Source organism: Jiangella alkaliphila, assembly GCF_900105925.1.
Classification (GTDB): Bacteria; Actinomycetota; Actinomycetes; order Jiangellales; family Jiangellaceae; genus Jiangella; species Jiangella alkaliphila.
The window spans coordinates 7543757-7559178 of record NZ_LT629791.1; the positions used below are offsets into that span (position 1 = coordinate 7543757).

General features: G+C 73.6%; 15 protein-coding genes. 3 read left to right on the plus strand and 12 right to left on the minus strand.

Going from position 1 to position 15422, the window contains the following annotated elements; all coding sequences use genetic code 11:
* Positions 1–3: 3 nt before the first annotated feature.
* The gene (locus BLV05_RS34575; protein ID WP_046768940.1) at positions 4–888 is read right to left on the minus strand and encodes a phosphotransferase enzyme family protein; all 885 of its coding nucleotides are present in this window, start codon (positions 886–888) and stop codon (positions 4–6) included.
* Positions 885–2288, minus strand: coding sequence for a hypothetical protein (locus BLV05_RS34580; RefSeq protein ID WP_197683471.1), 1404 nt, complete (start codon positions 2286–2288; stop codon positions 885–887). Before BLV05_RS34580 ends, BLV05_RS34575 begins: the two co-directional genes overlap by 4 nt.
* Positions 2289–2615: 327 nt before the next feature.
* Between BLV05_RS34580 and BLV05_RS36370 the strand changes: the two genes are divergently transcribed.
* Positions 2616–2777, plus strand: coding sequence for a hypothetical protein (locus tag BLV05_RS36370; RefSeq protein WP_157524376.1), 162 nt, complete (start codon positions 2616–2618; stop codon positions 2775–2777).
* Between the two features lie 494 nt (positions 2778–3271).
* Positions 3272–3769, plus strand: a complete 498-nt coding sequence (locus BLV05_RS34585) for a hypothetical protein (protein ID WP_046768942.1) — start codon at positions 3272–3274, stop codon at positions 3767–3769.
* A gap of 67 nt (positions 3770–3836) precedes the next feature.
* Here BLV05_RS34585 and BLV05_RS36375 read toward each other — a convergent pair whose 3' ends face one another.
* Both BLV05_RS36375 and BLV05_RS34590 read right to left on the minus strand, forming a co-directional pair.
* Positions 3837–3998, minus strand: a complete 162-nt coding sequence (locus tag BLV05_RS36375; protein ID WP_157524378.1) for a hypothetical protein — start codon at positions 3996–3998, stop codon at positions 3837–3839.
* 109 nt (positions 3999–4107) lie between these two features.
* A complete protein-coding gene (locus BLV05_RS34590; protein ID WP_046769023.1) occupies positions 4108–5703 on the minus strand; it encodes an amidohydrolase in 1596 nt (531 codons plus the stop codon).
* A gap of 184 nt (positions 5704–5887) precedes the next feature.
* Here BLV05_RS34590 and BLV05_RS34595 point away from each other — a divergent pair, with 184 nt between their 5' ends.
* Complete coding sequence (locus tag BLV05_RS34595; protein WP_052762486.1) at positions 5888–6562, plus strand: FMN-binding negative transcriptional regulator; 675 nt, start codon at positions 5888–5890, stop codon at positions 6560–6562.
* An 81-nt stretch (positions 6563–6643) separates the two neighbouring features.
* Here BLV05_RS34595 and BLV05_RS34600 read toward each other — a convergent pair whose 3' ends face one another.
* The 8 genes from BLV05_RS34600 to BLV05_RS34635 form a co-directional block, all read right to left on the minus strand.
* Entirely contained in the window at positions 6644–7975 is a 1332-nt protein-coding gene (locus BLV05_RS34600; RefSeq protein ID WP_046768943.1) for an aminotransferase class I/II-fold pyridoxal phosphate-dependent enzyme, read from the minus strand.
* 117 nt (positions 7976–8092) lie between these two features.
* On the minus strand, positions 8093–8446 hold the full coding sequence (locus tag BLV05_RS34605) for a cupin domain-containing protein (protein WP_046768944.1): 354 nt from the start codon (positions 8444–8446) through the stop codon (positions 8093–8095).
* 18 nt (positions 8447–8464) lie between these two features.
* Positions 8465–9763 carry a thymidine phosphorylase gene (locus BLV05_RS34610; protein WP_046768945.1) on the minus strand — a complete coding sequence of 433 codons (1299 nt, stop codon included), beginning with the start codon at positions 9761–9763 and terminating at the stop codon, positions 8465–8467.
* Positions 9764–9845: 82 nt separating this feature from the next.
* The gene (locus BLV05_RS34615; RefSeq protein ID WP_046768946.1) at positions 9846–10790 is read right to left on the minus strand and encodes a chymotrypsin family serine protease; all 945 of its coding nucleotides are present in this window, start codon (positions 10788–10790) and stop codon (positions 9846–9848) included.
* Positions 10791–10828: 38 nt separating this feature from the next.
* The gene (locus BLV05_RS34620; RefSeq protein WP_046768947.1) at positions 10829–11230 is read right to left on the minus strand and encodes a cytidine deaminase; all 402 of its coding nucleotides are present in this window, start codon (positions 11228–11230) and stop codon (positions 10829–10831) included.
* Positions 11227–12513, minus strand: coding sequence for an ABC transporter permease (locus BLV05_RS34625; protein ID WP_046769025.1), 1287 nt, complete (start codon positions 12511–12513; stop codon positions 11227–11229). Before BLV05_RS34625 ends, BLV05_RS34620 begins: the two co-directional genes overlap by 4 nt.
* Entirely contained in the window at positions 12510–13760 is a 1251-nt protein-coding gene (locus BLV05_RS34630; protein ID WP_046768948.1) for an ABC transporter permease, read from the minus strand. Before BLV05_RS34630 ends, BLV05_RS34625 begins: the two co-directional genes overlap by 4 nt.
* A complete protein-coding gene (locus BLV05_RS34635; RefSeq protein WP_046768949.1) occupies positions 13757–15340 on the minus strand; it encodes an ABC transporter ATP-binding protein in 1584 nt (527 codons plus the stop codon). Before BLV05_RS34635 ends, BLV05_RS34630 begins: the two co-directional genes overlap by 4 nt.
* Positions 15341–15422 lie beyond the last annotated feature (82 nt).

The window sequence follows — 15422 nt, forward strand, 5'->3', positions numbered from 1 at the left end:
GCCTCAGAACACCCGCCGCCACCGCCACGGCCGGTCGCCGGAGACGCCGCGCAGGCAGGCGACCCGCAGCTCCGCCTCGGCCCGCGCCGCGTCGCTGCGGCCGGCGTGCTGCAACATGTACGAGCAGGCGCGCAGCTCGCGGATGTCGCGCAGCGTCTCGTAGCCGGCCCAGCCGGTGACGTCGTAGCCGTACGCGGCGCAGAAGTCGGCGTACCCGGCGGCGTCGAGCGTCCCGAACGACGTCAGGCGGACCGCCGTCGACACCAGGTCCCACTCCGGCGGGCCGAAGGCGAACCGCTCCAGGTCCAGCAGCCAGACGGTGCCGTCATCGTCGGACACCACATTGCCCGTCCAGGCGTCGCCGTGCACGGCTCTGGCCGCAAGGCCGTCCGGCAGCTCGGCGTGCCGGGCCTCGAGGTCGGCGAGGTACCCCAGCAGCCACCGGCGGTCCGCCGCGGACACCGTCGGCGCCGCCTCGATCCGGTCGCGGACCCGCACGAACGGCGCCAGCTCCGGCAGCGCGAACTCGCCCGGCGGGTCCAGCGCGTGCAGCCGCCGCAGGACGCCCGCCAGCTGCCGGTGGGCGGCCTCCTGGTGCGGCGGCAGCGCCCGCCAGAACGTGACGGGGATGCCGTCGACGTCGACCGGCTGCTCGACGCCGGGCAGGACGCGGACGGCGGCCAGCCCGGACCGCTCCAGCCAGCGGGCGACGCGGACCTCGTTGCCGGCCGCGGCGGTCTGGCCGGACCGGCCGACCCGGGCGACGACCTGGCCGGGCAGCCGGTAGATGGAGTTCTCGGCACGGCGGATCAGCTGGGCCGGCGACGGGTCGAGTCCGATGCGTCGGCAGGCGTGGTGCAGAACGCGGTGGGTGTCGTCGGACGTCACGACGCCAATGCGGTGGTGAGCCGGTGCCGTAGCTCGGCCACCTCGGGGACGCCGGCGTGCCGGCCGGAGTAGGTGCGCAGTTCGGCGAGGTCCATCGCCGCGCGGCGGGAGTGCAGCCCCCCGGCGTCGGCGACGGCGGCCAGGCCGATGCGGGCGGCGTCGTCGGGGTCGCCGACGGCCATCGTGAGCGACGCGAGCTTCGTCTGCGACATGGCCCGCGAGCGCACGTAGCCGGCGGTGTGGCCGTCGACGGCGGTGCGCAGGCGGGGCGCGGCCTCGGTGCGGTGACCCTGAACCGTCAGGTCGAACAGCGCGTGACCGGTGTCGCCGGCGTGCTGCGCAGCGTCGTAGTAGCCCATCCACGGCGGGTCGCCGGCCGGCTCGGTGTGCGCGTACGCCTCGTCGGCCTGGCCGACGGCGCGCAGGGTGTCCTGGTAGCGGCCGAGCTTGGCCAGCGCGCGGGCGCGGGCGGTGTGCAGCATGGCCTGCTCGGTGGCGGTCAGCCGGTCGGCGCGTACCAGCGCCAGCTCGGCGTACGTCAGCCCGAGGTCGGCCTCGCCGCGCCAGATCTCCTGCCGGGCCAGCGACGACAGCACCTTCGCCCGCAGGTGCCAGCTGCCGACCTCCTCGGAGCACGCCAGCGCGAACTTGAAGATCTGCCGCGCGTCGTCGTAGGCGCACGCGTCGAAGGCCATGTGCGCGGTGGCGTGACCGAGCAGGCCGACCGCCTCGTGCAGCTCGACCCGCACCTCGGGCGTCGCCTGGGCGCCGAGCAGCTGGCCGAACCAGCGCAGCTGGGCGTTCGCGGCCTCGCGCACCCCGGCGCCGCCGTGGCTGTGCCCCCAGCTGACCAGCAGGTCGGCGGCGCCGCGGACCTGCTCGATCTCGCTGCGCCCGACCCGCTTCGGCGCGTCGCTGGGCCGCAACGGCGCCAGCAGGTCCAGCAGCGTGGACGGCGACGCCAGCAGGCCGCCGACCCCGACGAAGGCGGCCCGGAGGAACTCCTGCCGTTTCACGTCCGGCTCACCGCCCACCGGTTCGAGAGCGGCCCCCGGATGCGGCGGATGCGCGTCGGCCAGCAGCTGCCGGGGCGCGGGCGCCAGGTGGACGACCGGCGCGGCCTGCAGCCGTCGGGTGTTGACGAAGCCGAGGTCGCGGTCGCTCGCGACGCCGAGAACGGCCCGGAGGGCCTCGCGGTACGTGGCCTGCGGCCAGCGGATGATGCCGCGCTCGAGCTTGCCGACGTAGTTGTCGTCGAGCTCGTGCAGCCGGCCGGTGCGCTCGAAGAGGTAGGCGTTGACGCGGTCGGCCAGCTCCTGGCGGGACATCGCGGTACCCGGGACCTCAGCCGACGGCGTTCTCTCGCGGGCCAGTCGAAGGTGCTCGTTCGGTTCGCGCACGATGTCTCCACATACGTGGGGAGGAACATAATGTCATTCTCGGCGTATTGCTGTCAGGTGATCCGGAGAATCCCGAACCATCCCCACTCGCCTCCCCCGATGATCCCACCTCGATGCCCTACTGATCACCCAATTCCGGCGAAATGATCGAAACACGAGTCATGGCCGGTGCCTTTCTCCCGATTCGACACCGTTCATGGATGCCGTGACTTGAGGCGGGTTGCCGGGCAGACCACCCCGAGCCCGGCAACCCGCCGCGGCTTTCCGGGGGATCACAGCACTTCAGGGAAACAGGGGGCTGGGGAAGGTTTCGGAAAGTTGAGGCCGATGCTGCACCGCGACAAGGAGTACGTCCTGACCTGGAACGCCGCCGACCACGCGTGGGAGGCGCGCCCCATCCGCCGCGAGGGGCGGCGCATCGTCCCGCTCGCTCCCGACGGCGCGGCCGGCCGCCTTCCGGCGGTCTTCCCCGACGCGGCGGCGGACTGAAATGACGGTAGCGGCGCCATTCGAACGTGCGGGTGATTCGTCCGGATTGTTCCCGCGTTTCGGGGAACGGAACAATCACACGGGTGCAATTCTCGGGGGAAGTGGAGAAAAGCCCGATTGTCCAGTCGGCCGTTCGGCTGATCTGACATTGGGGCGTTCGGGTGCTCCGCCGCAGCCGGCGGAACGCCTCCAGAACCCGCACGACGGGGATCGCGGGGAATGGCCGGGGGATCTGGGCGTAGGCAGCGCCCGGGTCCCCCGGTCGCTTGGCGCGCGCGGACGGCACCTCCCCTGGGTGACGCGTCGCGCCCCGTACGTCGCCCTACGTAGACGGGAGATACGCCCACAAGCCGACGTGCCCGCACACCACGCCTTCGTAGCGTGAAGCCACTCCCAACGGAGTCGGTGAAGGACCGCCGGAGCGGCAACTCCGGCGGTCCGCCGAGAAGGACAGTCCCAAGCCGCGGACCCCTCTCTACGAAGGATGGTAGATCATGTCCACCACAGCCCCCGCACGTCAGAGCACCGGAGTTCCCGCCCGCCGCGACCCGGTCGCCGTCGCCGCCCGGTGGCTCGCGGCACACGGGATCCAGGCCCTGCAGATCAGCCTCGGCGTCGTGGTCCTGGCGTTCGGCGTCCTCAAGTTCTTCCCCGGCGCGAGCCCGGCGGAACCGCTGGTCATGCGCACCGTCGACGCCTTGACGCTGGGCCTGGTGAACGGCCAGGCAGCGGTGACACTGACCGCCGTCATGGAGACCTTCATCGGGCTGACGCTGATCACCGGCATCTTCCTGCGGACCGGCCTGGTCGTCCTGGCCGGGGCGCTGGCGGGGATGATGTCGCCGCTGGTGCTGTTCTTCGGCGACATGTTCCCGGACGGGACGCCGACGCTCGAGGCGCAGTACGTGTTCAAGGACATCATCCTGGCCGCGGCGGTCATGGTGATCGGCGCGAAGGCGCTGGGCGCGCGGCTGGAGCCGAGCAGAGACTGAATACACCACAGACCGGCGGGAGCGCCGGGCTCGTCCCCCGCGAGCCCGGCGCTTCCGTCGTCCCCGTTCAGCAGCCGGTACGCCGCGTCCCCGCGACGGCGTCCGGCTCGCGCTCGTTGTCGGCCGGTCCCGGCGACGACGGCGACTCCGCCGGCTCGGCGCCGAGGTCGGCCGGCGCCGGGGTCGTGCCGACGAGGAACGAGCCCGCCGCCAGCGTCCTGAACACCATGAGTCAACGGTCCCAGCCCGACGCGGCCCGCACATCGGTCCTGGAGCCGAGCCGCCGTCTACGCCGCTGGGCGTAGGGGCTCTCCCGTAAGGGGTACCCGGAGCGGACCTCAGATGGACCCGTGCACGACGTCGCCGCCGAGCACCGTCGCGACCACGGGGACGGCCGCGATGTCCGCCGGCGCGACGTCGCGCGGGTCGGCGCCGAGCACGACGAGGTCGGCGAGCTTCCCCGCGGCGAGGCTGCCGGCGACGTCGTCGACGCGGCACGCGTAGGCGCTGCCGGTCGTGTAGGCGGCCAGCGCCTCGTCGACGGTGAGCGCCTCCTCCGCGCCGACGGGGGCGCCGCCGGAGCTGGTCCGCTCGACCATGAACCGCACCGCCCGCAGCGGCGCGCCGTCGGCCACCGGCCGGTCGGAGCTGCCGGCGACCGGGATGCCGTGGTCGAGGAACGACCGGCCGCGGTACATCCAGCCGCTGCGCTCGGGTCCCATGATCGCCGTGTAGTCGTCGCCGAAGGCGTCCAGGAACGTCGGCTGTACGACGGCGGTCAGCCCGGCCGCCGCGAGCCGCGGCAGCTGCTCGGGCCGGACCAGTCCGCAGTGCTCGACCCGGTGCCGGACATCGGGCCGCGGGTGCGCCGCCTGCGCCGCGGTGACGACGGCGATCGCCTGGTCGACCGCGGCGTCGCCGATGGCGTGGATGGCCAGCTGCCAGCCGGCCCGGTGCGCGTCCAGGATCAGCGCCGCCAGCTCGTCGTCGCCGAAGGCGAGCTGGCCGCTGCCGCCGGTGCCGCTGCCGCCGGTGCCGTCCGGCGTCAGGTACGGCGATGTCAGCGCGGCCGTGCGCGCCATCATGCCGCCGTCCAGCCAGAGCTTCAGCGCCCCGATCGACAGCCGGTCGTCGCCGAGTCCGGTGCGCAGGCCGAGGTCGATCGCGCGCGCGATGCCGTCGCCGACCGCCGCGCCGGACGGGCGCAGCATCGCCGCCGGGATCATCGTCTGGACGCGGACCGGCAGCCGGCCCTGCTCCCGGGCGACCTGGTAGGCGGCCAGCTCAACCGGCGACGACCCGGCGAGGTCGGTGACGATGCCGGCCTCGGCGACCGTCGTGATGCCCTGCGCCAGGCATTCGCGCCCGGCCGTCTCGACGGCGGTGACGATCTCGTCCAGCGTGTACGGCAGCCGGCGGGCGCGGGCGACGGCCATCGCGCCCTCCTCCAACAGCCCGGTCGGCCGGCCGCTCGCGTCGCGGACGACGCCCGGACCGGCCGCGGCCAGCTCGTCGCCGGTGACGGTGGCCAGGACGGCGTCGGAGACCAGGCAGGCGTGCCCGGAGATGTGCCTGACGTAGAGCCGGCGGCCGGGCGCGACGGACTCGAGGTCGTCGCGGGTCAGGTGGCCGCCGAGCGAGCGCTGGTCGTAGCCGGCGAGGTCGACCCAGCCGTCGCCGGGGACGGCCGCGGCGGCCCGGCCGACGGCGTCGAGGACGGCGTCGCGGGTGCGGCACTGCGACAGGTCGGCCATGCGGGCGGCCATGCCGGTCCACGCCAGGTGGCTGTGCGCGTCGACGAACCCGGGCAGGACGGTCGCGCCGCCGAGATCGACCGTCCGCCGCGCCCGCAGCCCGTCGACCTCCTCGTCCAGCCCGGCGATGCGGCCCCGCCAGACGCCCAGCCGCGAGGCGGCCGGCCGCGCGGGGTCCATGGTCACGATCCGGGCGCCGGTCACCAGCAGGTCGAGCTCCACCGCACCTCCACGTCTCGTCGTCGCGGGCACAGTGTGGCAGTTCGGCGACTGTTACGTTACGGTCGCTGCAACCGTACCAGTACAGTATTCTTGCCGACTGACGTCACACCTTGCGGTCGGCAGACACCGTTTTGGAGCCTCGATGCACACGCCCCGGCACTTCCGCGCCGACTCCCCGGACCGCGAGGGCCGGCTGGTCCGCGAGAACCCGTTCGGTCTCATCGTCTGCGGCGGCGCCGGGGCCGGCGCTCCGGTGGCCACGCACGTGCCGATGCTGCGCCGCCCCGGCACGGACGGACGCCCGCCGGCCGACGGCGAGCCGCTGCTCGGCGGCGCGATCGTGGGCCACCTGGCGAAGGTGAACCCGCAGAGCGCGGCGCTGCGCGAGGCGGACGAGGCGCTGGCGGTGTTCCTCGGCCCGGACGGCTACGTCTCGCCGACCTGGTACGACGGCGACCGGCCGAACGTCCCGACGTGGAACTACGCGGCCGTGCACGTCAGCGGGCCGCTGCGGGTCGTCGACGACCCGGACGAGGCGCTGGCGATCGTCCGCGCCAGCATCGACGCGACCGAGGCGTACGCCGGCACTGCCTGGGACCCGACGCCGTCGCTCGGGTACGTCGACAAGCTGCTGGCCGGCATCGTCGCGTTCGAGCTCGCCGCCGCGGACGTCCGCAGCACGTTCAAGCTCAGCCAGAACAAGCCGGCCGACACCCAGCGCCGGGTCGCCGCGTCGCTGGCCGCCAGCGCGCACGGCCGCGACCGCGAGGTCGCCGCGCTGATGACCGATTTCCTCGGCCTCGGCGCCGTCGGCTGAGCGACCCCCTTTGCAATGAGCACCTATACGCACCGGTGCGCATAGGTGCTCATTGCTAACGCCTGGCGGAACGGCGAGCGGTCACGCGAGCCGGGTCCGCCGCGACCGGCCGAGCACCGCGGCGACGTCGGCGGCCAGCCGGTCCGCCTCGGCGGCGGCCAGCGTCGCCGTCGTGATGCGGACGAACGGCTCGCTGTGCGTGCGGTGCGGCTCGCCGGCGCGGACGGCCCAGCCGCGAGCCTGCAGCGCCTGCACGACGGGGACCTCGTGCGGCACCGGCACCCAGACGTTCAGCCCGGACCGGCCGCGCGCCGCGATGCCCCGCTCGGCCAGCCGGTCCAGCAGCGTCTCGCGGCGGTCGCGGTACAGGCCGGCGGCGCGGCGCATGCGGGCGCTGACGTCGTCGTCGGACCAGAGCCGGACGACCAGGTGCTGCAGCACGTGGCTGACCCAGCCGGCCCCGACCAGCTGCCGTTCGGCCACCCGGCGGGCGGTGCGCGCGTCGGCGAGCAGGAAGCCGGTGCGCAGGTCCGGCCCGAGCACCTTGCTGGTGGTGCGCACGACCGCCCACGACCGGCGGCCGGCGCAGATGGAGACGTACGGCGCGCCGGCGATCAGCGACGCGTGGTCGTCCTCGACCACCAGTACGTCCGGGTGGCCGGTGAGGACGGCGCGCAGCTCGCGTGCCCGAGCCGCGTCGACGGCGGCGCCGGTGGGGTTCTGCGCCCGCGGCGTGACGACGAACGCGACCGGCCCGCCGGCCAGTGCGTCCGCCAGCGACGACGGCACCGGCCCGGCGTCGTCGATGGCCACCCCGACCGGGACCATGCCCATCGACCGGACCAGCTCCAGCACGCCCGGATAGCCGGGGTCCTCGACGGCGACGCGGTCGTTGGGCCGGGCCCGGCTGGCCAGCACCCGCTCGACGCCGTCCATCGCCCCGCCGACGACGGCGACCGGCCCGGCACTCGCCCGCAGCCCGGCCGGGAGGTCGCCGAACTGGTCCAGGGCGATCTCGGCCAGCTCAGGCAGCACCGCCGGCGCGCCGTAGAGGAACGGCGGCAGCTCCAGCTCACGAAGCGCGGCGCCGGCGTCGGGCAGCAGCTCGGGGTCCGGGTTGCCGTCGCTGAGGTCGCGGACGCCGGGCCCGACCGGGCCGTACTGCTGCGCCCGGCTGACCGGCCGGACGCCGACCCGCGTGACCCGGCCCGCCTCGCTGGTGACGACGCCGCGCAACCGCAGGTCGCGGTAGGCGGCGGACACCGTCGTCGGGCTGACGCCGAGGCGCGCCGCGAGGCCGCGGACCGACGGCAGCGGCTCGGACTCGGCCAGCCGTCCGCCCTCGATGGCCGCCTCGACGCTGTCGGCGATGGCCCGCGACGTGCGGCCGGCGATCACCTGCTCGGCTGCCATGCCCGCAACTGTACTGGTACAGCTGGGGCCCTCCTTGCAATGAGCACGGATACGCACCACCAGGCGTGGCCGCCGGAGCGGTGCGTATTGGTGCTCATTGCAAAGCGCGGCGAACGGTCAGTCCGCCCGGCGCGCGAGGTCGGGCGCGAACGCCGGCAGGCAGACCGCGACGTACTCCGCGCCGTCGGGGCCGGCTGTGTACCGGACCCGCTCGCCGGCCGCCGTGAACAGCGCCTGCCCGGCGGCGGCCGTGGTGCTGCCGCCGTCGTGCTCGACGACGACGCTGCCGCTCAGCACCAGCGTGATCTCGTCGAACTCCGGCGTCTGCGCGGGCTCGTCCCAGCCGGGCGGCGCCTGCATGCGGGCCACCGAGACCGCGCCGTTCTGGGTCGCGACGCGACCGACGTACTCGTCGATGACCTTGCCGCCGGGCACCGGGATGCGCGCCGGCGCGTCGATCAGTCTGACCATGACCCGAGCGTAGACGCGTCAGCCGACGCGGTCGATGACCAGCGGCGGCAGGTCCGGCCGGCCGCCCGCGGGCGCGATGAGGTACGCGCCGTCGAGGGCATCGAGCGCGCGGTCGAACCGGAGCGGCTCGTCGGTGTGCAGCGTCAGCAGCGGCTCGCCGGCACGGACGACGGCGCCCGGCTTGGCGTGCAGCTCCACGCCCGCACCCGCCTGCACGGACTCGTCCTTGCGCGCCCGGCCGGCCCCGAGCCGCCAGGCCGCGACGCCGACCTGGTACGCGTCGAGCCTGGTCAGCAGGCCGGCCGCGGGCGCGAGGACGGCGTGCGTCTCGCGCGCGACCGGCAGCGGCGCGTCCGGGTCGCCGCCCTGGGCCGCGATCATCCGCCGCCAGACGTCCATCGCCGACCCGTCCTTCAGCGCGTCGGCCGGGTCCTTGCCGCCGTCGAGCCCGGCCGCGGCCAGCATCTCGCGGGCGAGTGTGACCGTCAGCTCGACGACGTCCTCGGGCCCGCCGCCGTCGAGCACCTCGACCGACTCGCGCACCTCCAGCGCGTTGCCGGCGGTCAGCCCGAGCGGCGTCTCCATGTTCGTGAGCAGCGCGACGGTGCGCACGCCGGCGTCGGTGCCGAGCGCGACCATCGTCTCGGCCAGCTCGCGCGCGGACTCGGCGTCCTTCATGAACGCGCCCGACCCGACCTTGACGTCGAGGACCAGCGCGCCGGTGCCCTCGGCGATCTTCTTGCTCATGATCGACGACGCGATCAGCGGGATCGCCTCGACGGTGCCGGTGACGTCGCGCAACGCGTACAGCTTCTTGTCCGCGGGCGCGAGGTCGTCGCCGGCGGCGCACACGACGGCACCGGCGCTGCGCAGCACGTCGAGCATCTCCTCGGCCGACAGCGACGCCCGCCAGCCCGGGATCGACTCGAGCTTGTCCAGCGTGCCGCCGGTGTGGCCGAGGCCGCGGCCGGACAACTGCGGCACGGCGGCGCCGCACGCCGCGACCGCCGGCGCCAGCGGCAGGGTGATCTTGTCGCCGACGCCGCCGGTGGAGTGCTTGTCGGTGGTGCGTCGCTCGACGGCGGACCAGTCCATGCGCCGGCCGGTGCGGATCATCGCGTCGGTCCAGCGGGCGACCTCTCGCCGGGCCATGCCGTTGAGCAGGATCGCCATCGCCAGCGCCGACATCTGCTCGTCGGCCACGACGCCGCGCGTGTACGCGTCGACGACCCAGTCGATCTGCCCGTCGGACAGCTCGCCGCGGTCGCGCTTGGTCCGGATGACGTCGACGGCGTCGAAGGGTTCGGGTGCTGCCATGGTGGGATCATCGCACTTCCGGCGCGCCCTTAGGCTGGCGGGATGACGGTGCGGCAGGTGTGCCGCTGGTGTCTCGTGACGCTCACGCGAGCCGCACGCCGAGCCGCTCCAGCACCGTGCCGATCGGGTTGCAGTAGGTGAGTCCCTGGCCGTTCGGGCCGCCGGTGTCGCTGCCGGCGAAGAGCAGGCCGATCGCCTCGCGGGTGTCGGGCCGGTAGACCAGCGAGCCGCTGTCGCCGCCGGCGGAGAAGCCGGACGAGCCGGTGCCGGTGACCTCGAGCTGGTCGTCGAAGTCGAGCACGCCGGACGGGTACTGGACGCTGATGCCGTCGATCTCGATGGCGCTGACCCGGCCCTGGGTGACGCCGGTGGTGCGGCCGGCCTTCTCGACAGCGATGTCGTCGGTGACGGCGACCCAGCCGGTCAGCGCTCCGCCCGGGTACTCCGCCGAGATCTCGACGCCGTCGTCGAGGCGGGCGGTGGCGGCGTCGACGAGGTTGGGCGCCACCTCGTCGAGGGCGACGGCGCCGTCGAGGACGCCGATGCGGTCGGCGGCCGCCGCACCGCCGTCGGCCGGACCCGGCTGGACGACGACGTCACCGGCGGCGCCGCGGTCGGAGTCGGCCAGCACGTGGTTGTTCGACAGCACCAGCACCGCGCCGGAGTCGTCGACGACGAACCCGCCGATCGTGCCCGCCGTCACGTCGAGGTGCGCCACGGACAGCCCCGGCCGCAGCGGCCGGTGGCGGCCCTGCAGCTCGCCGGGCTCCCACTGCTGCGCCCGCACCACGCCGACGTCGCGGATGTCGCACTCGTCACCGGCCAGTTCGCGGCCGGCGGCGATGACCTCGTCGGCCAGCTCGGACGGCCCGAACGTCCGCACAGCCACCCCGTACCTGGCGGGGCCGACGACGCAGACGCCGACGGCGACGCCGCCGGTCGGTGTGTGCGGACGGGGTGGCGCGGCCAGGACCGCCGTCCGCCGGCGAAGTTCGGCCTTGATCTCACGCGCGGTCAGCAGCTCCATGGCGACTCCCGGGGACGGTCGACGGTGGGAGTCCCACCCTACGGGCGGTCAGGCAGGTCCTCGGGGCCGAACGCCTGCGGCAGCACCTGGTCCATCGTCTGGATCCCGAGCGGCGTCTCGACCAGCAGCTCCGCGCCGCCGTGCTCCCACAGCAGCTGGCGGCAGCGGCCGCACGGCATGATCAGGTGCCGGTCCGCGCCGCCGACGCAGGTGAACGCGACCAGCCGGCCGCCACCGCCGGCGACCAGCGACGACACCAGCCCGCACTCGGCGCACAGTGTGACGCCGTAGGCGGCGTTCTCGACGTTGCAGCCGGTGACGACGCGGCCGTCGTCGACCATCGCCGCCGCGCCGACCGGGAACCCGGAGTACGGGGCGTAGGCGCGCGCGGCCACCTCGACGGCGGCCGCGCGCAACGCGGCCCAGTCGATCGACGTCACGACTTCACGTAGGGTTCGCCGTCCGCGGCCGGCGCCCGCACGCGGCCGACCAGCCCGGCGACCGCGAAGATCGTCAGGATGTACGGCAGCATCAGCATGAACTCGCTCGGGATCGGCGTGCCGATGATGCCCAGCACGCTCTGCAGGTTGTTGGCGAACCCGAACAGCAGCGCCGCGCCGAGCGCGCCCAGCGGGCTCCACCGGCCGAAGATCATCGCGGCCAGCGCGATGAAGCCCTGGCCGGCGGACATCTCGCGGCTGAACGCGCCGACGTTGCCGAGTGTGAAGAACGCACCGCCGAGCCCGGCCACGGCGCCGCCGAGCAGGACGTTGCGGAACCGCACGGTGTTGACGCGGATGCCGAGCGTGTCGGCCGCCTTCGGGTGCTCGCCGACGGCGCGGACGCGCAGGCCCCAGCGGGTGCGGAACAGCGCGACGTGCACGAGCGCGACCGTGACGTACATGGCGTAGACGATGATCGTCTGCTCGAACAGCACCGGCCCGATCACCGGGATCTCGCTGAGCAGCGGGATCTCCACCCGCGGCAGTGTGCCGGGGCTGTTCCAGGTCGCCGCCTCGGGCGCCAGCAGCTGGCCGTAGAGGAAGTTCGTCACGCCCAGCACCAGCACGTTCAGCACGACGCCGACGATGATCTGGTTGACGATGTACTTGATCGCGAACACCGCCAGCACGAACGCCACCAGCAACCCGGCCACGATCGCAGCGACCAGCCCGGCGTACAGGCTCCCGGTCAGCGTCGCGACGACGGCGGACAGGAACGCACCGGCCAGCAGCTGGCCCTCGATGGCGATGTTGATGACGCCGGCCCGCTCGCACAGCACACCGGACAGCGCGCCGAACACCAGCGGCACCGACAGCGCGAGCGCGCCCTGCATCAGCGACGTGAACGAGATCTGCTCGCCGGCCACCGCCCAGACCAGGAACGCCAGCACGAACGCGATCGCGAACAGCACGGTCAGCCAACTCGGCACCGCCTGACCGGCGCGCACCAGCCAGGCCGCGTACAGCGCGATGACGACGCACACCAGCGACAGCCCGAGCGCGACCGGCCGCGACGACAGCGCCAGCGGGTCGATCTGCCAGGCGTCGGAGCCGGTCGAGATGCCGAACGTGCTGGTCTGGCCGGACTCGCCGAGGATGCCGAACGCGATGAGCGCGACCAGCGCCAGGAGAGCGAACGCGATGGGCGCCTTCCAGCTCGGCCGGACGGCGAGGTCCTGAACGGTCGGCGCGGGCGATGCCGTGACTGTCGACGCGCTCACGCGCCCCACCCCCTCTGCAGCCCGGCGACGGGTTGGCCGGCCGAGCGCACGGGCACCCGGAAGATGGCCCGCACCAGCGGCGGCGCCGCGATGAACAGCACGATGAGCGACTGGATGACGACGATGATGTCGATGGGCGTGCCGGTGCTGGCCTGCATGGGCACGCCGCCGGCGCGCAGCGCGCCGAACAGCAGGCCCGCGGCCACCGTCCCCCACGGACTGGCCCGGCCGAGCAGCGCGACGGTGATCGCGTCGAAGCCGATGCCGGCGGAGATGCCCGCGGTGAGGTAACGCTCGGTGCCGAGCACCTGCATGACGCCCGCGAGCCCGGCCAGCCCACCGGCCAGCAGCATCACCCAGATGTAGGTGCGGCTGACGGACATGCCGGCGGTGCGCGCGGCGTTCGGGTTGGCGCCGACCGCGCGGAACTCGAAGCCCATGGTGCTGCGCTCGAGCAGCCACCACACGCCGACGGCGGCGAGGATCACCAGCACGAACCCGAGGTGCAGCCGCGAGTCGTCGAAGAACCGCGTCAGCTGGGCGGAGTCGTCGACGATCGGGCTGACCGGGTTCGACGCGCCCGGCCGCTGGAACGCCGTCGTCGTCAGCAGGTAGGCGATGAGGAACCGCGCCACGTAGTTGAGCATGATCGTGACGATGACCTCGTGGGCGCCGGTGCGCGCCTTCAGCAGGCCCACGACGCCGCCCCAGATCGCGCCGCCCACGATGCCGGCCAGCACGCCGACGATCAGGTGCAGGCCGGTCGGCAGGTGCCAGGCGAAGCCGACGTAGCCGGCCAGGATGGCGCCCAGGATGATCTGGCCCTCGGCGCCGATGTTGAACAGGCCGGCGCGGAAGGCCAGCGCGATGCCGAGGCCGGCCGCGATCAGCGGCGCCGCGTTGGTCGCGGTCTCGGCCAGCGGGCGCAGCGCGCGGCCGACGATGTACTCGTTGACGTCGATGATGGAGCCGGTGAACAGCGCGCCATAGGCGTCGCTGACGGCGCTCCAGGCGGCCGAGAAGGTGTCGCCGGGCCGGGAGAAGAAGTAGTCGGCGCGGTCCTGCACGTCCGGGTCCGACACGGCGATCAGCACCGCGCCGATGAGCAGCGCCAGCACCACCGAGAGGATGGTCACCAGGATGCTGCCGCTGGTCAGCTCGCGCATGAACCGCTGGAAGACGGTCTCCTGAGGCGGCGAGGGCGGCTCCTCGGGCGCGCTCTCCGCGGGCGGCTTGGTCTCGGTCACGGCTGTCCGTCCTTCGGGGCGTCGTCGTCGACGGCGAGCGAGACCTCCGTCGGGTGCGCCTCGGCCTCCGCTTGCGCTTCGTCGGGCGCGATGCCGGCCATCATCAGGCCGAGCACGTCGCGGCCGGTGTCGCCGGGCACGATGCCGACGACGCGGCCGCGGTACATGACGGCGATGCGGTCGGCCAGCGCGCTGATCTCGTCCAGCTCGGTGGAGACGATGATGACCGGCGTGCCGTGGTCGCGTTCGCGGACGATGCGTTTGTGCACGAACTCGATGGAGCCGACGTCGAGGCCGCGGGTCGGCTGGGCGGCGATGAACAGCTTCAGCGGCCGCGACAGCTCGCGCGCGACGACCACCTTCTGCTGGTTGCCGCCCGACAGCGTCCCCGCCGGGGTGTCGATGCCGCTGGTGCGGATGTCGAACTCCTCGACCCGCTGCTCGGCGTTGCGGGCCAGCTCGGAACCGCGCAGCGACAGCCCGCGCGCGAACGGCGCCCGCTTGTAGAGGTCGAGGACGAGGTTCTCCGCGACGGAGAAGCTGGAGACGATGCCGTCGACGGTGCGGTCCTCGGGCACGAACCCGACGCCGGCGTTCAGCACGTCGTCGACGCCGCGGCCGAGCAGCTCGTTGCCGTCCAGCCGGATCGACCCGGTCACGTGCTCCTGCACGCCGAGGATCGCCTCGACCAGCTCCGTCTGGCCGTTGCCCTGGACGCCGCCGACGGCGAGGATCTCGCCGCCGCGCACGTCGAAGGAGACGTGGTCGACGAGGGTGGAGCCGCGCTCGTCGACGACGCTGAGGTCGGTGACGGAGAACGCGACGTCGCCGGGCTGGGCCGGCGCCTTGTCGACGGTGAGGCTGACGGCGCGGCCGACCATCATCGAGGCCAGCTCGCCCTCGGACGCGCCCGGCGACGCCTCGCCGACGACGGCGCCGCGGCGGATGACGGTGATGCGGTCGGCGATGGCCTTGACCTCGCGCAGCTTGTGCGTGATGAACACGATCGACGTGCCGTCGGCCTTGAGCTGGCGCATGATCGCGATCAGCTCGTCGGTCTCCTGCGGAGTCAGCACCGCGGTCGGCTCGTCGAGGATCAGCACGTCGGCCTTGCGGACCAGCGCCTTGATGATCTCGACCCGCTGCTGGACGCCCACGGGGAGATCCTCGACGTAGGCGTCGGGGTCGACGTTGAAGCCGTAGCGATCGGAGATCTCGCGGACGTCGCGCCGGGCCGCCTCCATGTCGAGCAGCCGACCGGCGCCGACGTGCTCCTGGCCGAGCATGACGTTCTCGGCGACGGTGAACACCGGGACCAGCATGAAGTGCTGGTGGACCATGCCGATGCCGGCGGCCATGGCGTCGCCCGGGCCGGCGAAGGCCACCTTCTGCTCGTCGACGACGATCTGGCCGTCGTCGGGCTGGTAGAGGCCGTACAGCACGTTCATCAACGTGCTCTTGCCGGCCCCGTTCTCACCGAGCAGGCAGTGGATCTCACCGGGCTCGACCACCAGGTCGATGGCATCGTTGGCCACCAGGCTGCCGAAGCGCTTGGTGATGCCGCGCAGTTCGAGCTTCAACGGCCGACCGCCCTCCTCGTGGTGCGGAGCGAAGTGAGCACGACCGTACCCCGAACGGCCCGCGATCCGAGCCGTTCGGGGT